The organism is Micromonospora sp. NPDC005806, from assembly GCF_042871425.1.
In the GTDB taxonomy this organism is placed as follows: Bacteria; Actinomycetota; Actinomycetes; order Mycobacteriales; family Micromonosporaceae; genus Micromonospora.
This window is the reverse complement of sequence record NZ_JBIAIL010000048.1, coordinates 20,181-43,762: the sequence shown is the minus strand read 5'-3', so window position 1 is coordinate 43,762 and position 23,582 is coordinate 20,181. Positions and strand designations below refer to the sequence as shown.

Genomic DNA, 23,582 nt, shown 5'->3' with positions numbered 1-23,582 from the left:
GAGACCCTCAGCAAGTCCCATCCTTCCAGCCCAGAGGGCACTTTCACGTTCTCGACCCGCCACCACAACGAGCCTTCATGAAGGCGCGAGGCTAGTCACCGACGAATTTCCCGCACATACTGCTGATAGAGCCGCCGCACGGGGTCCGGTGACACAGGGAGGCACCCATACCGGCAGGCGCCGCGCCGGCGATCGCCGCCAGAGCGGATGCACCGTTCATCGTCGCCGGCGGATGAGATCGGAACACCGCAGACCGGTCACCGTCGACTGATCGTCGGGTCCCGTCAGGCGCACCGGGATCGGTGCGGGCTACGCGGAGGTGATCATGTACTCAGCGGCGCAGGTTCGCACCGTTCTGGCGATCGGGGCTCTCGGCCTTGCCATGGTCGCCTGCCAGTCCTCGCACGCCCCGACGCCCGGGCCGTCCGCCCCTGATGCGGCACGCTCAATCTGGTCCGCGCCCGGTGGGTGGCGGACGGGTGGCATCGCCGTCCACATCGACCGCGTCGCCGCCCACGAAGGCCCCGGGCACGTCACCCGCGCCGGTACCGTCCGTGCCGGCGCCGACCAGGTCGGCCAGCCTGACCAGGTGGCAACTGGCCGGGCAGCGGATCATCTACTCCTACCCCGGGTTGACACCGCCGGCGAGCCTGTTGAGGATCATTCGCGCCGGTGAGGCCGCCGGGGTGATCTTCTTCGGGGAGAACATCGCCAGCACCACCCAGATCAGCTCGGTGATCGCCCAGTTGCGACGAGCCCAGGCGCAAAGCCCGGTCCATGTGCCGCTGCTGCTGATGGTCGACCAGGAGGGTGGCCTGATCCGGCGGCTGCCGGGGGCGCCCGCGCTGTCAGAGAAGCGGATCGGCCAGTCCGCCGATCCGGTGGCCGCGGCGGCCGCGGCGGGCACCGGAGCCGGACGCACCCTCGCCGCAGTGGGCCTGAACGTCAACCTCGCCCCGGTTCTCGACGTCTACTCCACTGCGGGCAACTTCATCGACCAGTACCAGCGCTCCTACAGCGCGAACCCCGGCACCGTCGCGTCTTTGGGGCGGGCGTTCATCACCGCCCAGCAGCGCACCGGCGTGGCCGCCACCGCCAAGCACTTCCCTGGACTGGGATGGGCGGCAACGGCCCAGAACACAGACACCCGGCCGATCACCCTGTCCCAGCCGCTGGCCACGTTGCGCGGCACCGACGAGTTCCCGTACTCAGCCGCCGTCGCCATCGGCGTCGACCTCGTCATGGTGTCCTGGGCCGTCTACCCGGCGCTGGACCCGAACCGCCCAGCCGGCCTGTCGCCGACAGTGGTCAGGCAGGAACTGCGCGGCCGCATCGGGTTCACCGGGGTGACCGTCACCGACGCCCTGGAAGCCGGTGCACTGGCTCACTACGGCAGCACCGGCCAGCGCGCGGTCGCCGCCGCAGCCGCCGGCATGGACCTCATCCTGTGCACCGCCCGTGACGTCAGCCAAGGCGAAGCCGCCACCGCCGCCCTGGTCAACGCCCAGACCGGGGGGCAGCTCGACGCCGCCGGCTTCATCGACGCGGCGGATCGGATCGCCGACCTGCGGGCCCGCCTCGACTGACCGTCTCGTGAGGCGGCCGTCCGACACGGTTCCACCCGCCCGAACCTTGGGTGACCGGCTCACCCGCCCTGCGGTGCGAGGAGAAATCATCCGCCGGGGCAGGTACGCGCCAGCCAGGTGGTGAGCATCCGGCTGGTGCCCTCGCCGAGTGCCGCCGCCGCTTGTGCCGCCAATGCGGCGAGCTCGCCGTGCTGCGCGACGGTGATCGGCAGCTCGGGTGGCGGAGTGCGGCGCCAGGTGGTTCGTGCGCCGTCGCGGGCGAGGCGGGTTACGTCGGCCTTGCCACGTTCGGCCAGCCGACGGTCCGGGTCGATGGTGAGCATCAGGGCAGCACGCAACTGGACGTCAACGCCGTTGCCAGACAGGAGGCGGTAGCCGGCGCGACGCAACTCCACCCGGCCTTCTCCGAGCAGCTCCCACGGAAGGCCCGGCGGCAGGACACCGGCCAGGGGTCGCAGCGCGGCGGTCACCTCCCGAACGACCGCCGGCGATGGATCCCGCAGCAGCGAAAGCAGTTCCTCCGCGACCACCGCATCGAGCAGGCGCAGGGCTCGTACCGCCTGAGCACGGACCTTGGATTGCGGGTGGCTCAGCAGCGGCCCCAGCAGCGGGGCGTCCGCTGCCGAGCCGGTCTCGGCAAGCCCAACGATCGCACCGAGCGCTGGCTCCCCGGCGCTGACCGCAGTCCGATAATGCTCCCGGGCGCCGATGCCGAGCCGGCGGGCCGCGTCGCGGGCCACCGCCCGGACCAGCGGCGCGTCATCGTCCAGGTACGCGGCAACGTCGCCGTCCAGACCGACCCGCACCAGCCCGGTCAACGCCACCACCCGCACCTCAGCACGAACTGACCGGGCCAGGCGGCGCAGGACATCGGGCCGGCGGGTCCAGACCGCCTCACGGCAGGCCGCCTCAGCCGCCCGGACCCGAATCCCCACATCCGAGTCAGTCTCGGCGCAGGTCACCAAGTCGGGCAGACGCAGCCACCCCTGAGCCACGACAATGTCGAACACGAACCGCCGCTGCCGGCGGCCACCCGATCCCAGCAGCTCGCGCCACACCTCCGCCGGTGCAGACAGCAACGCCGCCCGTATCTGGGTGACGGCGAAGCCACCGCGCCGCCGCGCGTCGAGGCGCAACGCCATCGGCAGCACCGCCGACAGACAGCCGTCCGGATCGTCGGCGAGCAACAACGCCAGCCCGGCCCGCGCCCGATCCCGCACCGGTTTGGCCCATTCAGCGGTACGCAGCACAAGGAACGGCATCACCTCCGGGCACGGCCGGCCGACCATCGCCGCGACCGCGCGTTCCCGGATTCGCCCGTCGCCATGCATGCTCGCCAGCGCCATCGCGACGGGCCCGGACGTCGCGGCCGAGAAGCGCGCCCCGACCCGCTGCAGTGCGGGTTCCTGGTACGGGCCGTACCACGGCGCCCGCCGCGCGTGCCGGTCCAGCCGGGCCACCAACCCCCCGACGCCGGTCACCAGCGTCAACGCCGACCGCGCCACCACCTCGTCACCGGCAGCATCGACCTCGAGCAGCGTCTCGACCAGATGGTTCAACGCGTCCCACCGGCCCGCGGCGGCACCGTCGACCGCGACCCGCACCACCCCGAGAGAGCCGCCCTCCCCCACCGCCGACCGCTGAACCCCGCTGCCCCGTCTGCCCCAGATCACCCCGCCATCCTGCCCGAGCCAACAAACCCGATCGAACTCGATTTCGGGGCTGTGGCCGACCCCGCGGCCCAGCGCAGCCCGGGCTGGAAAGGCTCCGGCCACTCGGCGCGGTACGTGGAGCGCTTCCGGAATGGGTCGTGTAGGTCAGGCACAGTGCCGCGTCAACGTGAAGCATCCATGCGGTCCGCCACACTCGGCGCAGGTGAGGTCGTCGTCCTTGACGATGGCGAGCTGGTCGCAGGCCGGGCAGCGGCGGAACTCGAACGCGGTGGTGAACCTGCCGGGATGCGACAGGCCCGCCTTATCGCACGCGGCGGCCACGACCGGCCACGAGGACGACTCGGGCAGTACCCGGTCGACTGGTTGCTCACCACAACCACGAAGTCTCACCTCTCGAGCCGGGCCGTGCCAGCCGTTCTACAGGTCGCCGGCCGCGCCCGTGGCGGCGAACACCTCGATTTCGCCACGTAGCCGGTCGAGAAAGCTGGTCAGGTTCTCTGCCACCACGTCGAATCGTGGGTCCCCGCCGTGGTAGACACCAGCGACGACCTCGTCGGGGGGAAGCCGGTACACCGGCGCGCCGGTCACCGTCTCCACCGCGAACAGGGTGCCGCCGCCATCACTGGCGAACACGACCACATCAGCGGCGAAGCGGCCCCGGATAGACGTGACCTCCCGGCACGCGACCAGGCCGGGTTCGTGGATGAGGTAGCCGTTGCCGATGTCCGGCAGGCTGACCTCGCGCACCTGCCGGTACCACGCAAGCAGATCATCGGACAGGCGCATGCCCGCCAGCGAGGCGAGCTCCTCCTCCCCCGCCGGGCCGCCGACCACATGACGGCCCGGCGGGTAACCACACCGGACTTCGAATCCCGGCAGCAGCCGGTCGAGGCACGCGGTGACGTCCTCGCGCCAGCTCCGGATGTATGCCACGTTCACGGCCCACCAGATCCGTCCATCATCGGCCGGCGCCCTGGCGCCTTCTGCACTGTCGCTGCCGCCGTCGATCATCCGATTCCCAGGAGGCCCGGTGCACGCCGCAGTGCAGGCACCGGAACAGGTACGCCGTCGGCTCACCACTGCGGTCCATCCGCCGCAGCATCTGGTCGGCCTGGTCTGTCGGCCATCCGAGGTGGTCCAGTTCGTCCCGGATCATCGTCAGCGCGTCAGGGTGGGCGCGCAGCTCCTCGTATCCGGCAGCGCCGAGAAACGCGGCACCGTCGCCGCAGTGATACAGCCGGCTGCTGCCAGGAGTCGAACCCCGGCGTACGTTGCGTGACCTCCTCGACTACGGCGAACGGAATGTTTGGTGGCACGTCGGTCACGTCGGTGAAGATGCACGGGAAGTCGGCGGCGCCCGTCAACGCGCGCCGCCTCACCCGAGGCGATGCAGTGCAGGCACAGAACGTCGACCTGCCGGCCGTAGATCGGCCCAACCTACCGCCAACCGTGCGCAACCCCGCACAGCACGCACGCCTCGACCGTGGGGACGGCCGACCCGGTCGCGACCGGATCGGGGTGGTAACGGCATCCCGGCTGTGTCACCCGATCACCCCTGTCAGACCCGCGCCATGAGGTGACCGCTAGGGCGCGTCGCAAAGTCCGGGTTGGTGGCCGTAGTGCGCGGATGGCGAGGGTCTGGGTCAGCCTGGGGTGAGGAGGCAGAACTCGTTGCCTTCCGGGTCGGCGAGGACCGTCCACGGGACATCGCTCTGGCCTAGGTCGATGGCGGTGGCGCCGAGAGTCCGCAGTCTGGCCGCCTCGGCCTCCAGGCCGTCACCCGGGTATGGGCGGACGTCGAGATGGACGCGGTTCCACCCGGTCTTCACGTCGGATGTGCGGATGAACTGCAGATATGGGCCGACGCCCTTGGCGGAGCCGCGTTGTCGTCGGTCACCTCGTGCACGGTCCAGTCCATGGCCTCGCCCCAGAAGCGGGCCATGGCTCGCGGATCCGCGCAGTCGACCACTACCGCGGCGATCGGTCCGGTGTCTCGGTAGAGCCGTCGGGGGTCCAGCACGCAGAACTCGTTGCCCTCCGGGTCAGCCATGACCGTCCATGGCACGTCGCCCTGGCCTACGTCGGCGGGTGTTGCGCCGAGATCCTTCAGGCGCGTGACCACCTCCGCCTGATGGGCCGCCGAGGTGGTGGCGAGGTCGACGTGCACGCGGTTCTTCACCGTCTTGGGTTCCCGGGAGGCGACAAGGTCGATGCAGACAGCGACCGGGTCGGGGTAGACGAAGCCCTCAGGTTCGAGGTTGGTCACGCCGGGTCCCTCGCTGGAGACTCCCCAGCCGAGCGCCTCCGCCCAGAAACCGCCCAGCGCGGCGTCGTCCCGAGCCTTCATGTTGATTTGAACAAGCCGCGTTGCCATGCCGACGATGCTAGGGCCTGTGTCGAGTCGGCGGTGGCGCCCGCCTTCGTGTTCGGTGGAGTCCTGTCGGTCGCCGGTGCGAGAATGCCGCGCAACGGATCTTGGGAGGCTTCGTGGGGACCTGGGACAGCGGACCGTTCGACAACGACACCGCCGCTGACTGGTGTGGTGACCTCGACGATGCCGACGTGGCCAAGCGCCTGGTGCTGGTCCGCGAGGCGCTGAGCCGGGCCGCCGGCGAGGACGGCTACCTCGACGCCGACGTCGCCTGCGAGGCAATCGCCGCAGCCGCGATCGTGGCCGCGCAGCAGCCCGGCGGGCGGCCGATCACCTCCCCGTACGCGCCGGACTTCCTACGCGACGGCGGCCGGCTCGATCTGCCCGACGACCTGGCGGTACTCGCGGTGAGGGCCCTCGACCGGATCATGGCCGCGGACTCCGAATGGCGCGACCTGTGGCAGGACGTCACCGGGGGCGTCAACCCGGCCTTCGACGCCGTCGGCGATTTACGCAAAATCTTGGCGGCGTAGTGGGCGGGCATGGTGCGACGTCCGAACGCATGCCATTCTCGCTTGCGTGCTCGCATCCCACGTCAAGAATCTAGTGGCAGGCATGGGTGTGCCATGGCGGCGCAGCGCGGACGAGTCCACGCGGAGCCTGCGCAAGCACGGCCAGGTGCCGGCAACCGTGACCGACGTCTTGCGGGCGGCCACCTGACAGCACCTCTGGGCGTTCCGAGCGGTGCTACGAGTGCCGGGTTGAATGACATGGTGATCTCAATGCAGGCCGTCATCGAGGTTCCAGCGTTCGACGCCGGATCGTCGTCACCATGGCCGGTGGCCCCGATGGCGCCCGGCTCGTGGTTGGCGCTCGACGAAAGGTGCGCCGATGAGCAGGTCGGGCTGTTCGTGGCCGTCCTCGCTGATCGGATCGATGTTGCTTCTCCCGGCGGCCGGGATGAGGCCGTGGACGCGCTGCTGGCCCAGGAGCTACTCATCGTCGCTGGTGGCCTGCGGGTATGTGACACCGCCACCGGAACGGCGGTTACGCCGGGCTGCTGCGCCGGCCTGGAGGAATGGCGGGACTGGACGCAGGCCATCTCCGGTGGTTCGCCGTGGCTGGGCCATGACCCGGGCCCGGAGGCCGAGGTGGTCGGCGACGATCTTCGGGTGTGGCAGGACGGCGGCCCGAACCGGCATTGTGGCCGCTGGGCCGGGCTCCATGTCGACATGCCCCGAAGTGCGCTGCCTGACCTGCTGCTGCGTGCGCAGCGGGACCTGGTCGGCTTCCTCACCGCCCTAAACGCGTGGGCCGAGCGGGCCGGTCTGGGGCAGCGAGGAATCGACCTGGTGGAGGCAATCGACAACAACTTCACGATCACGGCGCCACTGGACTTGGCGATCGGCTAACCCCGTGACGCCATCGGCGTTCGCGCGGCGGGATGACCTCGACGATCGCCGCGAACTCGGCAACCTGGCTGCCCTCATGCATGGATCGCCGGCCGCCGCTGAGCGATGATGGCCGGTCGTGCTGCTGCGATTGATACATCTCGGGGTGGCGAACATCTTCGCGGCACTCCGCCTGATGACGACGAGCGACCGGGCCAAGGACATCGAGATCCTCGCCCTGAGACACCAGATCATGGTGCTGCAGCGCCAGCGACCGGCGTTGCTGCCCGCGCTGCTGCACCAGGTACCGCGCAACGTGGTGCGGCGGCTGCGGCTGCTGGTCCGTCCGGACACGATCCTTCGGTGGCATCGGCGATTTCGTCCCGCACCGCCATGCGGCTCGCTCCCGGCCCAAGCGCCCGAGTCGCCGTTTCCTAGCCGGGCATCAGCTGCCGGAACAGCTCCCTGTCAACAGAAGGGCCGATAGCAGCGCAGAGGCCACCACAACGATGCCGATGCAGTACGCCTACCAGGCAATTCGCAGCGGGGCAACCAAGATCGGCTCGCTGACCACCCGAGTTAAGGGTTCCAGCAGCGCCTCTCATGCCCCCACATCGAGCCAGAACAATAACTTGAGGGTTTCCGCAAGTCGCTGACCTGCGGAAACCCATTCGCTGTCGGGACGGCCGGATTTGAACCGACGACCCCTTCACCCCCAGGCCGTGGGGTCAGGCATTCCCACACGTTAAGCGGGCTTCGGGTTGTCTTGGACCGTTGAATGACTTGCAGTTGGTGCGCCCACGCGGATGGCGTGTGGTCCCCGCCTGGTCCCCAATCCTCCTCCGCGGATCTGGCACTGCCGACCTCTGTCGGCCGCCTGTATCGGCGCCGGACAGTGGTCAGCCTCGGCCGGCTCAGACGCGACCTTGGAAGTCGCGTCGCGGGTCGAACAGGCCGATGGGGTGTACCGTCGAGCCGCTCATCGCAAGGTCGGCGAGGATCTCGCCGACGACCGGGACGAACTTGAAGCCGTGGCCGGAGAACCCGCATGACACGGTGACTTGCGGGTGCTCCGGGTGCGTCGCGATCACGAAGTGCTGGTCCGGAGTGTTGGTGTACATGCAGGTCGCCGCCCTCAGCAACCGACCCGGAAGGGCGGGCAGGACTCCGGCCAGGTGCCCCCGCATGTCCTGGATCTCCTCCGGGTGCACCTGCCGATCGATGGTCTCCGGGGTGCAGACCTGACCGCGCCGGAAGAACGCCACCTTGGCACCGCCGTCGGGCCCGTCAATGGCCGGGAAGCCGTAGATCTGCGTGCCGGCGCCGTCCTCGTGGATGTAGATGGGATGCCGCTCGGGTTGGAAGGGGCCCACCCCGGCCTCCGGCTGGAACCAGTACATGACCTGCCGCTCGACGGTAAACGGCACACCGAGGTCGGCGAGGAGTTCCGGAGCCCAGGCCCCGGGGCAGACGACGAGCCGCCCAGCGGTATGGAAACCCTCCTCCGTCGTCACTCGCACTCCGCCGTCGGGCAGCGCCTGCCATCGCAGTACCGGCTCGTTGTAGCGGAGGTCGGCGCCGTGCCGCCCGGCCAGCTCGAGGTGGGCGGCCACGGTCGCCTCGGGACGAACGAAGCCCGCCTTGGCCTCGAAGAGCGCCACCTCCTCATCCCGGGGACTGAAGGTTGGGAAGCGGCGACGCAGCTCGCTTGCGTCAAGGATCTCGTGCGGCAGGTCCCACTCGCGCGAAGCACGCAGACTGCCGGCGAAGGTGTGGCTCTCCGGCCGGCCGACAAACACTCCGCCGGTGAGCGAAATGATCTCCCGTTCGGCATCGCGTTCCAGCTTCTCCCACAGCTCGTACGCTCGAAGCAGGAGCGGCACGTAGGCCGGATCCTCGAAGTACGACTGCCGGGTGATGCGCGAGCCGCCGTGGCTGGACCCGCGATCGTGCGCCGGCCCGAATTGCTCCAGACCGAGCACGCGCTGCCCCCGCGCGGCCAAGTGGTAGGCGGCGCTGCTACCCATCCCACCAAGCCCCACGACGATGACGTCATAGACCGCCATTTCTACGCCTCCAGCTTCCGCGCATCATCGACCAGGACGCTACACGCGTGGCACGCTGCTGCCGTACAAGATCCAAAAGGCCGCCTCCCGCGTCGGGAAACGACCTCTGAGTTGGGTGAAGCTGCGAGGATTTGATCTTCCGCGCATCGTTGGTGTTGGTAATGCTGAGTGGGCGCGGCAGGGTCGAACTTGCGACCCCTCGCTTGTAGGTTCTGGGCGCACCGTCCGCGCCGGTCCGCGCGTGTCTCTGACCTCGGGCGGCGATCCGCCGTTGTCCGGCTGAGCCCCTCCTCGTCTGACCCGGTTGCTGTCGCCGTTGCTGTCGACAGCAGCAGGGCATCCGCTTCTGCGGCCGGTAGCCTCCGAGCGTGCGATACCTCAGCCGGTCGTTCCTCCTTGGCACCCTCCACCGCAGGAAGGAGGTCGAGCAGTTCCTCGGACCCATCAGGCTGAAGGGCATCGAGGGCATCCGCTGGGTCTCGATCTGGCCATGGCAAGACGGCTACAACCTGTCAGTCCATGACGTGCAGGACCTGGACGCCGGGAACTGCCAGGACCTGTCGGTGTTCCCGCCGCTTGATCCAGAAGGCGAGGACGACCCGGGGCCTGGCCACGTGATCGGGCACGTTCAGGATCCGGCCGAAGCGCTGGAACTGGCAGAGCGTACGACCGGGGCGTCGCCGCATCGTTGGGTCAACCACGGCGTTGCCGGGGAGGACTACGCAGACTTCATCCGAGTCAGGAACTCCTGACTCAGACGTTGAAGCGGAACTCAGGGCGGCTGCGGTACCACCAGCGGGAACGGTGGTCCACACCTGCTCACACCGCGTCTTGGGCTGTCATGGTTGGTCGCTGGTTGACGACGCTTCACAGTGTCTTGTGCCCCTGTGTGCCCCACGCCGCCAGAGACGGCGAAGCTCCAGACCCCTGGCAGACTGCCGTCATGCCGTCTGAACCGAAATCGTGGACCATCAAGCACTTCTCGCAAGCCAACCCAGTCGGCCCCGACCAGGACAGCGTCCCGGCGCTGCTGCGCCGCATCGCAGACAGCATCGAACAACGGCCCGGCATCGAGGTCCAGGACGTCATCCAGCACAGCGAGGCCACTGCCGACGGTGATTGGTGGTCGGCCACCGTCTACTTCCACGATCCGTCGCTCTAACGGAATCCGGCGTACCGGTCGACTCGTCCGTCGCCCACCAGGTCAGCCGCCTCCACATGGCGGGTGACGCCCCAGTTGGTCATCAACGGCGGCGTGCTGCTGCTGGGCAGCGCCGGCTTCGCCCTGGCGCAACGGCTGCGGCGGCCCCGGTGAGCGACCCCACCGACGGCCCGGCGCCGGAGCCGACCGCAGCGGCCCACCCGGTCAACGGGCTCGACGACGTGGTGCATCAGCGGGTCCGGCTCGGCATCCTCACCATCACGCAGGAGGCACGCCGGGTGGAGTTCGGCTACCTGCGTACCCAGCTGGAGCTGACCGCCGGCAACCTCTCTCAGCACCTGGGCGTGCTGGAGACGGCCGGTCTGGTCGAGCTCGAGAAGGGCTACGCCGGCCGGCGCGGCCGGACCTGGATCACCCTCACCGCGGCGGGCAACGCCGCCCTCGCCGACGAGATCGCACGGCTGAAGCTACTGATCACCCGGGTCGAGACGGCCAGCGGCCAGTAGCGACACCAACCGACCGGCGCGAGTCCTACAAACCCTGGCAAAAGACGACCAGCTAACTCAGCTACCCAGCGATTGGCCCATGTCGAGGGCGTCGTCACTGACCGCGGCCCACCCAGATGATCCCCAGCTACGCGCTGTCTAGCTCACCGCTGATCGCGACCCGACAATCACCCAATACCAGCTGGTGTCGCTGGTGCGCCGGCGCAGCGTCTGGACCAGCGACATCGCGGCGAGGCCACGGCGTACCCGAGGCAGGGACCGAGTTCCGCGGACACGACGGCCACCCGCGCGACGGCTACGGTCAGGCGCGATACAGCCGGACGGCGTGACTCGCCGTTCCCGACGCTCCGGCCGCGATCTCGATGAAGTACACCCATGGCGCGCCGCCGTCGAGCGCGCGTTCATTTCACGAGGCCACGTTCTGCATGGCCCTGGCGAGTTGGGCGAGGTCGATCCCTGTCAGGTGGTCGAGGAGGTGCCGGCGAACGGCGGCGAGGTTGGTCGGCCACGCAGCCTCAAGACGGGCGAAACCGGCATCGGTAAGGACGGCGTTGCAGCCCCGCGCGTCCTGCGTGGATCTGACTCGCCGGATCAGCCCTTCGCTCTCCAGGCGTTGTGCCACGCGGGTCATGCCGCTGAAGGACATCTCGCAGGCGGCGGCGAGTTCGTTCATGCGCATCTGCCGGTCGGGGGCCTCGGACAGGTGCATCAGCGCCGTGTATTCGGTGAGGGGGAGCCGCTGCTCTCGGACCATGTCTGCGTCGATGGCACGGGGAAGCGCGCACATGGCGCGGGTGAGGCTCCGGACGAGTGCTTCTTCGTCCCGATTGAGGGGTTGTAGCCCTTCTGGGGCCGGTGTCCGGCCGGGTGTGATGATGGACATCCTCCTAGGATAGTTGCTTGACGAAGGAAGCATTCCGGTCGATAGTTGCTTGACCAAGCAAGGATATCGATCGGGTGCCGTCAAGCAACAGAGGAAACGCAATGACAAAAGATCAGGACCATCATCGGCAGTACTCGCGCGGGTTGGAACGGCTGCGCGGCGGCGCGCTGGGTACACGGCAACGCCGTGCGGCGCACGGGTACGGAGTTCGAACTCGTCTGGAGGGAGGTCTCATGAGCGACGCCGTGACCACCGACGGCGCCGAACCGGTGCTGCCGGGCGACCTGATGACCGGCCGCCAGCGGGTGTGGCTGGTGCTCATGCTCGGTGCCTTCATCGCGATCGGTCCGTTGACCGTCGACATGTACCTGCCCGCGCTGCCCGCCGTGACGGCCGCACTCGCGACCACCCCGACGGCGGTGCAGCTCACGCTCACTGGGACGCTGCTCGGATTGGCCGTCGGGCAGCTGTTCGTCGGGCCGCTGTCCGATGCGGCAGGCCGCCGCCGCCCGCTGCTGGCTGGGCTGGTCCTGCACGTGGCCGCGTCGATACTGTGCGTGTTCGCGCCCACCATCGCCGTGCTCGACGTGCTGCGCGTGCTGCAGGGGCTCGGCGTGGCGGCCGCCACCGTGATCGCCACTGCAGTCGTGCGTGACCTGTTCAGCGGATCCGCCTTCGCCCGCATCTTCTCGCGACTGATGCTCGTCACTGGCGCGGCACCGATTCTCGCACCGACCCTGGGCAGCGCGGTGCTGCGCTGGACCAACTGGCAGGGCGTGTTCGTGACGCTGACGGTGCTGGGCGTACTGCTGATCGCAGTTGCGCTGTTCGGCCTTCCGGAGACCCTCCCGCCGCGCCGCCGTCACCGAGGCGGTGCGGCGGCGACTGTGCACTGGTACGGCCGGCTGTTCCGCGACCGTGCCTTCGTCGCTCTGGTACTCGTCGTCGGGCTGTACTCCGCCGCCCAGTTCGCCTACGTGGCGGGCTCGTCCTTCGTCCTGCAACAGCAGTACGGTCTCGACGAGCAGGAGTTCGGCCTTGTTTTTGCGGCCAGTGTGGCCGGACTCATCGGCGCCATCCAGTTCAACGTGCTACTGCTGCGCCGGTACACGCCGCTGCAGATCCTGCGCGCCGCCCTGATCGCCGGCACCGCCGCCGGGTTCATCGTGCTGTTCTTCGCCGTGACCGGCCTCGGTGGCCTGGCCACACTGCTGGTGTCACTGTTCCTTGTGCTCGCCGCGATCGGGCTCGCCTTCCCCAACGCCCCGACCCTGGCAATGACCCGGCATGGCGAGGCGGCCGGGACCGCCGCGGCGCTGCTCGGCGCTGTCCAGTTCGGCGGGGGTGCGCTGGGCGCCCCCCTGGTCGGCGTGCTCGGCGGCAGCAGCGTCGCCATGGCGCTGGTGATCGCCGGCGGGATGACCGCGGCGACCGCCGTGATGCTGTTCGTCGCGCCGCGCGTGGGCCTCGCCGGGGCCGACCCGGGTGCGTAGGGGCTCGCCCCGCACTGACCGAGCACGGCCGGCCCGCCGTCGCGGCGTGCCGGCGCCCCGCCTGGTCGACGTGGTCCCGACCAGGTAGGACGAAGCCTCCGTCACCGCCGCGATCGACGGGGTGATCGCCGATTCCGGGCCGCGCTGCACGAACCGCGGCCCTCTGGCGCACAGCAACCCCTCGATCCGCACGGAGCAGCCCCAGGGCCCTCCGACCTCACGAACGACCGGATCAGGTCCACTACTTGAAAGGCAAGACAACTCCCATGAGCAAGATTGTCCGATTTCACGCCACCGGTGGCCCCGAGGTCCTGACCTTGGACGACGTCGAGGTCCGCGAACCTGGCCAGGGCGAGATCCGCATCCGCACCCGCGCTCTCGGGGTGAACCGAGCGGATGCGATGCTCCGCAGCGGCCACCTCATGGAGCTCCCCTCCGGTATCGGATGGGAGGCCTCCGGTGAGGTCGACGCCATCGGCCCAGGCGTCGAAGGTTTCACCGTCGGGGATGCCGTCAGCCTGATCCCCTGCTTCAGGGCCACCGACTACCCCATCCACGGCGAGCTGGCCATCGCGCCCGCGACCGCGGTGGTCAAGCACCCCGACACGCTGTCCTGGGAAGAGGCCGCGGCCCTGTGGGGGCAGTACCTGACCGCCTACGGCGCCCTGATCGAGACCGCGGGCCTGAAGGCCGGTGACACGCTGCTCGTCCCGGCTGCCTCCAGCAGCGTCGGGCTGGCCGCGATCCAGATCGCCCGCAGCGTGGGGGCCCGGCCCGTGGCACTGACCCGCACCAGCGCCAAGCGTCAGCAGCTCCTGGACGCCGGCGCCGAGGCGGTCATCGCCACGACCGAGGAAGACGTTGTCACCCGGGTGAACGAACTCACCGACGGGCAGGGCGCGCGTGTGATCTTCGACCCGGTGGGAGGACCGGCTCTGGCACACCTGATCGGCGCCGCCGCGCCCGGCGGGACCGTGATCGTCTACGGTGCGCTGAGCACCGAGGCCGCGACCGTGCCCGCGCTGGGGTTGATCAGCAAGAGCCTGACCATCCGCGGGTACAAAGTCTTCGAGCTCACCACCGACGTCGAACGTCGCAAGGTCGCCGTTGACTGGATTGTCGACGGTGTCGCCCGCAAGGTCCTGTGGCCGGTCATCGACACCACCTTCCCCCTGGAGGACATCGTCGAGGCCCACCGTCGTCTCGAGTCCGGATCCCAGGTCGGCAAGATCGTCGTGACCGTCCCCCGCTGACCCGACACACCTTACGGGCGCCAAGAACCGCCTCCACGCTTACACAACGCAAGTTACTCGTCTTACTCGTCTTAGGAGATGTCCACCCATGCGATACACCACCTTCGGGCGCAACAACGGCCTGCGCGTGTCCGAGTACGGCCTCGGCACCGCCAATTTCGGCACCGGCTGGCGCGCCGGTGGCGGCTGGGGCCCCGGTGCCGAGCCCGCCGAGGCCCGCAAGATCTTCGACCGGTTCGCCGAAGCCGGCGGCACGCTCATCGACACCGCCGAGAACTACCAGGCCGGCGAATCCGAGCAGCTGCTCGGCGAGTTCCTGGGCGCCGACCGGGACCACTTCGTGCTGACGGGCAAGTACAGCATGAACGGCGTCGGACCGCAGACCGTCTCCAACACCGGCAACAGCCGCCGGTACATGGTCCAGGCCCTCGAGGCCAGCCTGCGCCGCCTGAACACCGATCACCTGGACATGTACTGGGTGCACGCCCCTGACGGCCTGACCCCGATGGAGGAGATCCTGCGCGGCCTGGACGACCTGGTCAGCGCCGGAAAGATCCGCTATTTCGGGCTGTCGAACTTCCCGGCCTGGCGGGTGTCGCGCGCCGCCGCCATCGCCGAGCTGCGCGGCTGGTCCCCGGTCGCCGGTATCCAGGTCGAGTACAGCCTGGTCGACCGCACCGCCGAGCGGGAGCTGCTGCCAATGGCGCAGGCGCTCGGCCTGGGCGCGGCGCTGTGGAGCCCGCTCGGCGGCGGTCTGCTGACCGGCAAGTACCGCCAGGGCGCCACCGGCCGGATCAGCAACCTCAAGGCCGTCGGGTTCTTCGAGGACACCGCGCAGAAGACCGCGATCGTCGACGCCGTCCTCGACGTCGCGGCCGAGCTCGGCGTGCCGGCCTCCCATGTCGCCATCGCCTGGATGCGGCAGCAGGGCGCGCGGGCGGCCACGGCATACGTGCCGATCATCGGCCCGCGCAGCGTCGCGCAGCTCGACGACTACCTGGGCGCGCTGGACGTGACGATGACCCCGGCGCAGTTCGCCCGGCTCGACGAGGTGAGCGCGATCAGGCTCGGCACCCCGCACGAGCTGAACGCGTGGAGCGTGGGCCCCATCCGCGGCGGTGACGCAAGCGTGATCGACGAGCCCGCGATCCCGGTAGCGTGATCTCAGGCGGCGGACCAGTTTCGAGGACATGGCGTGGCCCGATCGCGCGCAGCCTGGAGTACGTCGGCGAGTGGTGGAGCATGCTGATCATGCCTGACGCCTTCGACGGTTTCACCCGCTTCGACGAGTTCGAGCGCGGCCTCGGCATCGCCCCGAACATGCTGACCGCCGCCTGACGTCCCTGGTGGACGCCGGCCCGCTGGAGCGCTGGTGCTACCAAAACCGGCCGCCGCGCTGCGAGTACGTCCTCACGATGACCGGGCGCAGTCTGCGCCCGGTCATCGTCGCCCTCCACGCCTGGGGCAACAAGGACCTGGCCCCGGATGAGCGCAGCCTCGTGCTCGTCGACCGGGCCACCGGTTAGGAGGTCGAGCCGGTGCTGGTCGACGCCCGCACCGGACGGCCGCTGTCGGAACTGGACGTCGGCCTCATTCCCGGGCCTGCCGCGTCCGAACCGTTCCGCGCCCGCCTGGCCGACGCGGCCGCCGTCACGCAGCGCTGGCCGACACCTCCCCAGCGCCAGCCAGTCCCGCCGTGACCCCGCCGCCCCCCAACAAGCGGCGCGAGGATCAGTTGGCCCGCGCCGGCCCGCCCACCACCAGTGGTGGTGGGGAGTCGCTCGCCCACACGGCGAGGATCCACAACAACCACCGGAAACCCGGTGAACGCTAGTGGACACCGCACTAGTAGCCGATCGCGAGCCAGGTGCGGTGGGTACGCGGGTTCTCGAGTTCGTCGGCGAACGCGATCGCATAGTCGGCCACTCCGAGCAGCGAGCGGCCATCCTCGTTGGTGACCTGGGCGGTGCTGCTGGTGCGGTACGACCCGGTGCGGGTGCCGGGGTTGTAGGCGCCGAACTCCCCCGCCGGGACGAGGTAGAACCAGTCGACGTTCTCAGGTGCCGAGTTCAGGATGTCCAGCGCCTGCTGGTGGGCGTCGACGACCGGGGCGAATCGGGCGGGGAAGTCGGGGGTGTCCGCCTGGCGGGGACCGCCCGGCACGGTGGGGATGATCGCGGCGCCGCCGACGACCCCGAGTCGTGCCCCGCTTTCCTGCGCGGCCTGGAGCAGGGCGGTGACGGCCGCGCCGAGGCTGCCTTCGGGACTGAGGGCGGGCAGGGCGGCCACGATGGCATCCGCCGCGGCGGTTACCGAGCTGAGGAACGCGGGGTCGTGGACGCTCCCGGTGACGGCGGCGACCTGCGCCGGCAGGTCGGTTTTCCCGGATCGGGAGACGGCGGTGACCTCGTGCCCGCGGCCGGCGAGTTCGCTCACCAGGGCGCCGCCGACGTAACCGGTACCGAAGACGACGATCTTCATGGTGGTTGCTCCTGTTTGTTACGATTCCTGGGATTACAGTTCCGGATGTTGCGGTTCCTGTTGTTATATTTCCTGCGGTTCGTGCTCGGTGGCGGTTCCCACCGTGGCCGTTGCTGCGGTTTGCGCTACGGGCGCTACGGGTCTGTCTCGTCGTCCCCGTCGGAGGTGCGGCAGCCGCGTTTCCCTCGACGGCGGCGCGTAGTGCGGGCACGACCTCTTCGGCGAACTGCCGTATGGGTCACGGTCGGACTGCCCATGTTCAGCGGCCGTCGGGGCGCGATGCTCCGGACCGCTCCCGCCGGTAGCCCGACTGGGTGAACCGCGCTCAGGCGCGGGCCGACTGCGCTGGGGCAGGGCATGCTGCGATCGGTGACGCTGGCGCGTGCGGAGCGGGCTGGGACGTGTGTGGACCACCGGCTGCGGGCGATGCATCCGTCGGGGCCTCCGCAGGAACCTCCCGAGGTTGATGTCGGCGGGAGCGCCAAGCCGGGAGGGCGACGTACTGGCGGCCATCGCGCGGCGGGCCGGGCGTCCGGGAGCAGCAGGGCGGAGAGGAATTCCTTATGGTCGACGGGGATGTGCCCGAGCGGATGCAGGCCGCGGCCTTCGACGAGTTCGGCGGTCCGGAGGTGATCACACCGCGTATCCTGCCTGTGCCGGAGATCGCCGACGACGAGGTGCTGCTCAAGGTGTGGAGCGCCGGCGTGGGGGTGTGGGACGCCCTTGAGCGGGAGGGCGCGCTGGTGCCCGAGGGCGCCGCATTTCCCATCGTGCCCGGCGCCGAAGGGGCCGGCACCGTCGCCGCGGTCGGCGGGCAGGTGACCGGCGTCGCGGTGGGCGACGTGGTCTACGTGTATGGCCGCAGACGGCCGAAAGGCGGCTTCTACGCCGAGTACGCGGTGACGAAGGCCCAGTACGTCGCGAAGCTGCCGGCGGGTGTGCCGGTGAAGCATGCGGGAGCCATGCCAGCCGACGCGCTGACCGCGTTGTCGGGCCTGGACGTCCTCGGCCTGCCGGCCGGGGAGTGGGTCCTGATCTTCGGCGCGAGCGGCGGTCAGGGGCATCTGGCCGTGCAATTGGCCAAGCGGCAGGGGCTCAGTGTGATCGCTGTTGCCTCCGGGGCGGAGGGCGTGGCGCTGGTGACCCGGCTCGGTGCCGACCTGTCCGTCGACGGTCACGGCGACGTCGTGGAGGTGCTCGCCCGGATCCGGGATGTAGCGCCGGACGGCGTCGGCGGCATCATGGCCATGGCCGGTGGGGAGACGCTGGACAGGCTCACCGAAGCGCTACGCGACGGTGGCGTGCTCGCGTACCCCAACGGCGTTCAACCGGTCCCGCGCGAGCGACCCGGCGTGACGGTCCGGGCCTACAACGGCGAGACGGGTCCCGAGCGGTTGCAGCGCCTCAACGAGCTTATCGAGGCTGGACCGTTCGAGGTGCATGTTGCCGAGACGTTCCCGCTGGGGCGGGCGGCGGAGGCGCATCGACGTCTGCAGACTTCGTACCCGGGCAGGTTGCTGCTGGCGGTGACGTGAGGCCTGTTTCCGGGCCCCTGGCGGGCTGCACCCGCCCAGAGGACGTCCGGGCCACGCCTCGGGCTGTCCTGAATCGTGGGCTGCGGGCCGAGAGCGTAGCCCGGCCAGGGCATGGGCCGCGCCGAGTCGAGGCGTCTGACCGCAGTGGCCAACAACCGATCCGGGTTGCAGCGACAAGCCAGCGAAGCCCCAAGCGCCCATGACGACAGCATGACGACAACAGGAGCCGACGCCGAGCACCTGGCCCTGCACCTGGCGGTCGGCCGCAGATCACCGGAGTGCCTGCGACCACTGCCGCCTAGTCTCCAGCCACACCTCCGTTGGCAGTGTTTGCGCAGCTAAAACCGGATGTGCGGATCAGGCGCCGAATACCGCTCGTCCATTGCAGACTGCCGCGCCTGCAGCGGTGGACGATCTTTCGGGTTGGGTGGCCGGTCTGGATGACCTGATGGCGCGGATCGCTGGCCGATTTCGGCGGGCGGTCCGAGCCTGGTCGACCGCGCCCCGTGGCCCGGCGAGGCAACCAACTCTGGTTTTGGAGCCAGCGTCCTCGAGGTCCATGGCGAGGTTCCGGGCGACCTGTGCCACCCAGGAGGCGGTCCGACGGGCGGTGGCGCCCAGGATCTGGATCCGGTGGCTGGCGTGTTCGATCACGGCGAAGACGTACATCCGGGTCCCGGTCACCGTGACGGTCTCCAGGAAGTCGCACGAACGGCCGGATGCTCGGTGTCTACTGAAGCCATGCCGTTGGAGGGTGAGTACGCGCCGAGCGCGGAGCAGGGGGTACGCAACCAGGTCGAGCAGATCGAGTCGTCGGGCGGCACGGCCGGTACGACGATGAAAGGGATGCCGGTGGTCGTCATCACGATGCGCGGGGCGAAGTCCGGCAAGCTGCGCAAGGTGCCGGTGATGCGGGTCGAGCACGACGGGGTCTATGTCGCCGTCGCGTCGCTGGGCGGCGCGCCGCGCAATCCGGCGTGGTACCACAACCTCGTCGCCAACCCGCGGGTCGAGTTGCAGGACGGCGCGGTCCGGCGGGAGTTCACCGCGCGCGAGGTGCACGGTGCCGAGAAGGAGCTCTGGTGGGAGCGGTGCGTGGCTGCGTTTCCGGAGTACGCCGACTTACAGGCAAATACCGAGCGGCAGATTCCGGTGTTCGTCCTGGAGTAGCTCGGGATCCTGAAGCGGGACGGGTGGATCGAGTCTCAGCAGCGCAAGGGCTGCCGCCCGGCCGGGCCATGTCGGCCTGTACCTGGGCCAAAGGCTGGTCGTGCAGGCCCGCACAGCGGCGACGTAGTCACGGTCAGCCGCCTGTCCGTCTGGGCTCCGCAGCTCACCACGGCGCGGCGCGTCGTCGCTTAACCATGAAGGCGTCGGCGTGGCTATGGGTGCGATCGAGCGGCAAGGCACCACGATCTGCCCGACCGATGAACCCCGCCGAGCACGGCCATCAACCACTCCAGCTACTTCAGCAATCGCGCAACAGCCTCAGCCTGGCACCGCTGAGCGGACCCAACCGCCGTTTGAGGCCCGGTCGGCGCGCTGACCTTCGGCGAGGTCGGCAACAGTCACCACTTCGGGATGGGTGTTGGCGATGTGACGCAAGTTCGTCACTTCGGTCGCTTCCCCCTCGCCGCTGTCGTCGAGGAACAGCCAGCTGCCGTCATGGCCTCGCACAACGGCGGTGATCTCCGCTGTGCCGTCAACGACTGCCAGGGTGGTGTGCGCGGAGAAGTACGGCAGGCTGGTGCCGAACGGCCAGCCCTCGTACGGATCGAATTCGGTCCACACGCCCCGGGGGTGCTCCGCGGGCGACAACCACAGCAGCGGTTGGCTGGCCTGGCAACTGGCCTCGGCGTCGTGTTCCCACGGGAACCGGCCGTGCTTGTCGGGCCAGAACACCTGCACGATCGGTAGCGGCGGGGCTTGATAGAAATCGACGGCGGCCCCAAGAAGCTGCGGTACCAGGCCGGGTGGACCGGGCGGATCGCCACGTCCTGGTTGGTGAGCACGTCCGCGCGCCGTTCGTCGGGCTTCAGGACTTCACCTTGGCCGATTTGCCCGCCCACGACGTTGACGATTGTCATCGCGGTGTTCGCCGGTAACCCGAAGATGCACACCTCCGGGCTGCGCAGCGTGTGCCAGAGTCCCGTCGAGTACGCCCAGCCCGGCGTCCGTTCGTCAGCGGCCAGGCCCGTAACGCTCCATCCGTATCGGCGGATATGGTCCGCGATGCGGCGATCGCGTTGGTCCCATGTCGCCTCGTCGGACGGGTGCTGGCACAGCAGGCAATGGCATGGCTGGTCGTTCACCGGGCGAGGCTACCGCGCCTAGACATCGGGCAGTCCCCCTGTTCCGGACCGCCGGCCTGGCCCGCAAGTCTCTGGCGCCGTCCGTCTTTGATCTACCCAATGGAAGCAGAGGCAGGCAGACGCGGCCGACCGCGTTTGCGCCGGGCCGGCTTGACGCCGCCGGACCAGGAACCGGAGCGGGTTCGGAACAGCCACGCCACGCATTGCCGTGACCCAGGCAAACCGTTCGCACAACCGGCTGCGGACTTCTGATGCGCAGCCCGGGACCTTCGGTTGCACCTGTCGTAGAAGGCAGGGGTCACGGCGTGGGTTGCCCGAGGCAGGATGACCGTTTCCAGATGCAGCATCGACCTGCCGTGATGCGACAGAGCCGGGTACCGGCTCGGCGCGTCCGCCGGCCGGTACCCGATGGCGGTGTCTATGCCTTGTCGGCGGCCGCCGTCGTGCTGAGCATGGCGTTCTTAACCAGCGGGGCGTATCCGCTGGACTGGCCGGTGCGGTTCGGGTGGTAAGACTCCATGATCGGGTCCGAGAGGCCGTTGATCCATTCGATGGAGTCGCAGACGGCGTGCCCCGTGAATGCTGTGCGCGGGTCCACGAATGGGAACGAGTGTGCGACCGCGCGGGCCTTGATGGTTTCGTTCAGCAGATCGGCGGTGTCGTTCAGTGCCGCCTGCTCCCCTGGGCTGATCCGGGCCAGCGACTGGCAGTCGCTCTCGTTGAACAGGCGCGGATATCCGACGATCACCACTCGGGCGTATGGCGCGCGTGAGCGGATCTTGTTGTAGAGGTTGTCCAGGGTGCCGGGCAGGGTGTTGCGGATGTAGCTGTTGGCGTTGTCGATGTCACCCCAGCAGGTGTACGGCCAGGGCTTGGCGCATTGCGTGATGACACTGGAGAAGCCGGCGTCGTTGCCGCCGACGGTGAGCGTGACGTAGTTGGTCGAGGAGCTGAGGCTGCCGAGCTGGTTGTTGGACACGTCGGCGACCTTCGCGCCGGAGCAGGCGGCGAACGTGAGGCTGGCGCCGATCTGGTTCGCGTTGAGGGCGGGGTACGCGTACGGGGAGCGGTCGCAGCTGGTGCCGTCGGAGTAGTACGTGCGGGTGCCGACGCCTGAGGAGTACGAGTCGCCGAGGGCGGTGTAGCGGGCTGCGGCTGCGTGCGCGGGTAGCGCCCACAGCGTGGCCGGCGCCAAGCCTGCAAGGACGGCGATCAGGAGTGTGACGAGACGGCTTCTGCGGCGAGGGACGACGGGTGCCATGCTTCCTCCTCAGCTGCCTACGGACAAGCGCATCGACAGTTGTCGAAGGCTGGTGGTGGTCCAGACTGTCGGCGGCGAGCATTGGCACGCGCAAGAGGTCGAACGGAAGTTTCCTTCAATCGAACAAGTAGGCAGGCCGCTATTGGCAAGCGGTCGGTGCCCAGCCGTTACGAACGTAAGCTCGGCGATGCCGTGGCGGGCCAGCCGGTGGAGATCTCGCTGCGGTCCGCCGTTTCGCCGTGGCATCCTTCGTCCGCCCGGTTCGGCGTCGACGCCCGCCTAGGTACTGCCCGACCGGGAAGCGGCCAACTTCGCCACCTGGCTCGGACAGCACCCGGTCGCGATGCAGGTGCGGCCGGCACCTGTGCAGACGAGACCAATTCAGCGGGGGCCGCGTGCCATAGGGTCCACTTCACCAATACGTGTTCGACCACCCGGTGATCGCCCGCTGCCTGGTCCACAAGATCCGCAACCTGCGGAACTGCTTCCGGACAAGCTGCGCACCTTCGTCGAGCAGAAGGTGCGCCAGGACGGCCAGCCTGCGCGAGGGCATGGAAGAGATCCTCACCGGGCTCCGACTGGGCGTCCCACCCACCCTGTGCAGAACGTTGCGGTCCACGAAACCGATCGACTGGAAGGACGGTCGGATGGCTCCGCGGTAGGCGGCCGCCGGCTTGCTCGAGGTCGGCAGGCAGTTCCGTCGAGTCAACGGCCATATGCACCTACGCGCCCTGCGCAAAGGCCCTCGAGGGAAGTTGCAAGCTGTCGGAAGAGTCAGGCAAAGATGAGGGCATCAACGGCGCCTGAGTGCTGCAGCAGTGTGACCGTGTGTGCATAGGTCGGGCGCGGCTGAAACAGGCCCGGTAGGCCACCCGGGCTGGGCACGGGTAGGAGGCGGGTATCGAACCGGATCGTCACGAGGCCGCGAAGGAGGATCGTCATGGCAGAGACTCAGCAGATCCTGTTCATCCAGGGCGGCGGCGCGGGCGCGCACGACGAATGGGACGACAAGCTGTTCGACAGTCTGAGGCGGGAACTCGGAGACGGGTACGAGGTCCGCTACCCGCGCATGCCCGACGAGGACGACCCGAGCTACGCCAGGTGGAGCGCGGCCATCGGGCGTGAGATCAAGGCCTTGGACGACGGCGCGGTCGTCGCCGGCCATTCGGTGGGCGGGACGATCCTCGTCAACGCGCTCGCCGAGCGGCCACCGGAGCCGCAGCTCAGGGCGATCGTGCTGATCGCCGCTCCGTTCGTCGGTGCGGGCGGCTGGCCCGGCGGCGAGTTCGAGCTGCCGCATGGCCTCGGCGCGAGGCTGCCGCTAGGCGTGCCGGTGCATGTGTTCCATGGACTCGAGGACGAGATCGCCCCACCGTCGCATGCTGACCTGTACGCCCGCGCCATCCCGCAGGCACAGCTGCACCGGCTGCCCGGGCGCGATCACCAGCTGGACAATGACCTGAGCGAGGTGGCGATGACGATTAGTCCGGACCACCTCGGACCCGTCACCCAGAGGTAGCGAAGAGCCCAGAGCCCTTCTGATCGGCAGCCACGGCTTCGGCGCTCGGGTTCCTTCACCGGCGGGAGACGGCCGCGACGCTGTGCCGGC

Annotated in this window: 23 protein-coding genes and 3 pseudogenes; 16 read left to right on the top strand and 10 right to left on the bottom strand. The window is 69.2% G+C overall.

Features of this window, described 5'->3' with window-relative positions; all coding sequences use genetic code 11:
• Nucleotides 1–554 precede the first annotated feature (554 nt).
• On the top strand, nt 555–1,586 hold the full coding sequence (locus tag ACFYOS_RS31850) for a glycoside hydrolase family 3 N-terminal domain-containing protein (RefSeq protein ID WP_387149560.1): 1,032 nt from the start codon (nt 555–557) through the stop codon (nt 1,584–1,586).
• 86 nt (nt 1,587–1,672) lie between these two features.
• Here the strand turns inward: ACFYOS_RS31850 and ACFYOS_RS31845 are convergent, their stop codons facing one another.
• From ACFYOS_RS31845 to ACFYOS_RS31830, 4 genes and pseudogenes are all read right to left on the bottom strand, one after another.
• Complete coding sequence (locus tag ACFYOS_RS31845; RefSeq protein WP_387149557.1) at nt 1,673–3,361, bottom strand: HEAT repeat domain-containing protein; 1,689 nt, start codon at nt 3,359–3,361, stop codon at nt 1,673–1,675.
• Between the two features lie 315 nt (nt 3,362–3,676).
• Nucleotides 3,677–4,270 carry a hypothetical protein gene (locus ACFYOS_RS31840; protein WP_387149554.1) on the bottom strand — a complete coding sequence of 198 codons (594 nt, stop codon included), beginning with the start codon at nt 4,268–4,270 and terminating at the stop codon, nt 3,677–3,679.
• Nucleotides 4,218–4,496: a CbrC family protein gene (locus ACFYOS_RS31835; RefSeq protein WP_387149563.1), complete on the bottom strand. Its 279-nt coding sequence runs from the start codon at nt 4,494–4,496 to the stop codon at nt 4,218–4,220. The genes ACFYOS_RS31840 and ACFYOS_RS31835 overlap by 53 nt, the downstream gene beginning before the upstream one ends.
• Before the next feature lie 406 nt (nt 4,497–4,902).
• Nucleotides 4,903–5,606 (bottom strand): annotated as a pseudogene (locus ACFYOS_RS31830) (VOC family protein).
• A 140-nt stretch (nt 5,607–5,746) separates the two neighbouring features.
• On the opposite strand from ACFYOS_RS31830, the gene ACFYOS_RS31825 reads away from it, so the two are divergent.
• The 3 genes from ACFYOS_RS31825 to ACFYOS_RS31815 all read left to right on the top strand — a co-directional run bounded on the left by ACFYOS_RS31825 (nt 5,747) and on the right by ACFYOS_RS31815 (nt 7,508).
• On the top strand, nt 5,747–6,163 hold the full coding sequence (locus ACFYOS_RS31825; RefSeq protein WP_387149551.1) for a DUF4259 domain-containing protein: 417 nt from the start codon (nt 5,747–5,749) through the stop codon (nt 6,161–6,163).
• Between the two features lie 93 nt (nt 6,164–6,256).
• Entirely contained in the window at nt 6,257–7,042 is a 786-nt protein-coding gene (locus ACFYOS_RS31820; protein ID WP_387149548.1) for a hypothetical protein, read from the top strand.
• A gap of 118 nt (nt 7,043–7,160) precedes the next feature.
• On the top strand, nt 7,161–7,508 hold the full coding sequence (locus ACFYOS_RS31815; protein ID WP_387149545.1) for a hypothetical protein: 348 nt from the start codon (nt 7,161–7,163) through the stop codon (nt 7,506–7,508).
• A 427-nt stretch (nt 7,509–7,935) separates the two neighbouring features.
• On the opposite strand, the gene solA is transcribed toward ACFYOS_RS31815, so the two are convergent.
• A complete protein-coding gene (solA, locus tag ACFYOS_RS31810) occupies nt 7,936–9,087 on the bottom strand; it encodes an N-methyl-L-tryptophan oxidase (RefSeq protein ID WP_387149542.1) in 1,152 nt (383 codons plus the stop codon).
• Nucleotides 9,088–9,455: 368 nt separating this feature from the next.
• On the opposite strand from solA, the gene ACFYOS_RS31805 reads away from it, so the two are divergent.
• From ACFYOS_RS31805 to ACFYOS_RS31795, 3 genes are all read left to right on the top strand, one after another.
• Nucleotides 9,456–9,839, top strand: coding sequence for a hypothetical protein (locus tag ACFYOS_RS31805; protein WP_387149540.1), 384 nt, complete (start codon nt 9,456–9,458; stop codon nt 9,837–9,839).
• A 191-nt stretch (nt 9,840–10,030) separates the two neighbouring features.
• Nucleotides 10,031–10,249, top strand: coding sequence for a hypothetical protein (locus ACFYOS_RS31800; protein ID WP_387149537.1), 219 nt, complete (start codon nt 10,031–10,033; stop codon nt 10,247–10,249).
• A gap of 149 nt (nt 10,250–10,398) precedes the next feature.
• Nucleotides 10,399–10,755 carry a transcriptional regulator gene (locus tag ACFYOS_RS31795; RefSeq protein ID WP_387149535.1) on the top strand — a complete coding sequence of 119 codons (357 nt, stop codon included), beginning with the start codon at nt 10,399–10,401 and terminating at the stop codon, nt 10,753–10,755.
• Between the two features lie 406 nt (nt 10,756–11,161).
• On the opposite strand, the gene ACFYOS_RS31790 is transcribed toward ACFYOS_RS31795, so the two are convergent.
• Complete coding sequence (locus tag ACFYOS_RS31790; RefSeq protein WP_387149533.1) at nt 11,162–11,638, bottom strand: MarR family winged helix-turn-helix transcriptional regulator; 477 nt, start codon at nt 11,636–11,638, stop codon at nt 11,162–11,164.
• Between the two features lie 233 nt (nt 11,639–11,871).
• Between ACFYOS_RS31790 and ACFYOS_RS31785 the strand changes: the two genes are divergently transcribed.
• The 5 genes from ACFYOS_RS31785 (at nt 11,872) to ACFYOS_RS31765 (ending at nt 16,084) form a co-directional block, all read left to right on the top strand.
• Nucleotides 11,872–13,131: a multidrug effflux MFS transporter gene (locus ACFYOS_RS31785; RefSeq protein ID WP_387149530.1), complete on the top strand. Its 1,260-nt coding sequence runs from the start codon at nt 11,872–11,874 to the stop codon at nt 13,129–13,131.
• Between the two features lie 317 nt (nt 13,132–13,448).
• Entirely contained in the window at nt 13,449–14,384 is a 936-nt protein-coding gene (locus ACFYOS_RS31780) for a zinc-dependent alcohol dehydrogenase family protein (protein WP_387149528.1), read from the top strand.
• Nucleotides 14,385–14,472: 88 nt separating this feature from the next.
• Complete coding sequence (locus ACFYOS_RS31775) at nt 14,473–15,546, top strand: aldo/keto reductase (RefSeq protein WP_387149526.1); 1,074 nt, start codon at nt 14,473–14,475, stop codon at nt 15,544–15,546.
• Nucleotides 15,547–15,730: 184 nt separating this feature from the next.
• A complete protein-coding gene (locus tag ACFYOS_RS31770; RefSeq protein WP_387149523.1) occupies nt 15,731–15,910 on the top strand; it encodes a winged helix-turn-helix transcriptional regulator in 180 nt (59 codons plus the stop codon).
• Nucleotides 15,911–15,922: 12 nt separating this feature from the next.
• Nucleotides 15,923–16,084 carry a hypothetical protein gene (locus ACFYOS_RS31765; protein ID WP_387149520.1) on the top strand — a complete coding sequence of 54 codons (162 nt, stop codon included), beginning with the start codon at nt 15,923–15,925 and terminating at the stop codon, nt 16,082–16,084.
• A gap of 145 nt (nt 16,085–16,229) precedes the next feature.
• Here the strand turns inward: ACFYOS_RS31765 and ACFYOS_RS31760 are convergent, their stop codons facing one another.
• Nucleotides 16,230–16,865, bottom strand: a complete 636-nt coding sequence (locus ACFYOS_RS31760; RefSeq protein ID WP_387149518.1) for an NAD(P)-dependent oxidoreductase — start codon at nt 16,863–16,865, stop codon at nt 16,230–16,232.
• A gap of 578 nt (nt 16,866–17,443) precedes the next feature.
• Here ACFYOS_RS31760 and ACFYOS_RS31755 point away from each other — a divergent pair.
• Nucleotides 17,444–18,400 carry a zinc-binding alcohol dehydrogenase family protein gene (locus ACFYOS_RS31755; RefSeq protein WP_387149516.1) on the top strand — a complete coding sequence of 319 codons (957 nt, stop codon included), beginning with the start codon at nt 17,444–17,446 and terminating at the stop codon, nt 18,398–18,400.
• Between the two features lie 741 nt (nt 18,401–19,141).
• Nucleotides 19,142–19,570 (top strand): nitroreductase family deazaflavin-dependent oxidoreductase, encoded by a 429-nt coding sequence (locus tag ACFYOS_RS31750; RefSeq protein WP_387149513.1) that lies wholly within the window; start codon nt 19,142–19,144, stop codon nt 19,568–19,570.
• Between the two features lie 318 nt (nt 19,571–19,888).
• Here ACFYOS_RS31750 and ACFYOS_RS31745 read toward each other — a convergent pair whose 3' ends face one another.
• The 3 genes and pseudogenes from ACFYOS_RS31745 to ACFYOS_RS31735 all read right to left on the bottom strand — a co-directional run bounded on the left by ACFYOS_RS31745 (nt 19,889) and on the right by ACFYOS_RS31735 (nt 21,973).
• Nucleotides 19,889–20,308 (bottom strand): hypothetical protein, encoded by a 420-nt coding sequence (locus tag ACFYOS_RS31745; protein WP_387149565.1) that lies wholly within the window; start codon nt 20,306–20,308, stop codon nt 19,889–19,891.
• 6 nt (nt 20,309–20,314) lie between these two features.
• Nucleotides 20,315–20,712: pseudogene (locus ACFYOS_RS31740) on the bottom strand (DUF4262 domain-containing protein); the annotation flags it as partial.
• Between the two features lie 418 nt (nt 20,713–21,130).
• Entirely contained in the window at nt 21,131–21,973 is an 843-nt protein-coding gene (locus ACFYOS_RS31735; protein ID WP_387149510.1) for an SGNH/GDSL hydrolase family protein, read from the bottom strand.
• Nucleotides 21,974–22,395: 422 nt separating this feature from the next.
• On the opposite strand from ACFYOS_RS31735, the pseudogene ACFYOS_RS31730 reads away from it, so the two are divergent.
• Both ACFYOS_RS31730 and ACFYOS_RS31725 read left to right on the top strand, forming a co-directional pair.
• Nucleotides 22,396–22,710, top strand: a pseudogene (locus ACFYOS_RS31730) (IS256 family transposase); the annotation flags it as partial.
• 203 nt (nt 22,711–22,913) lie between these two features.
• Nucleotides 22,914–23,492 (top strand): alpha/beta fold hydrolase, encoded by a 579-nt coding sequence (locus tag ACFYOS_RS31725; protein ID WP_387149508.1) that lies wholly within the window; start codon nt 22,914–22,916, stop codon nt 23,490–23,492.
• Nucleotides 23,493–23,582 lie beyond the last annotated feature (90 nt).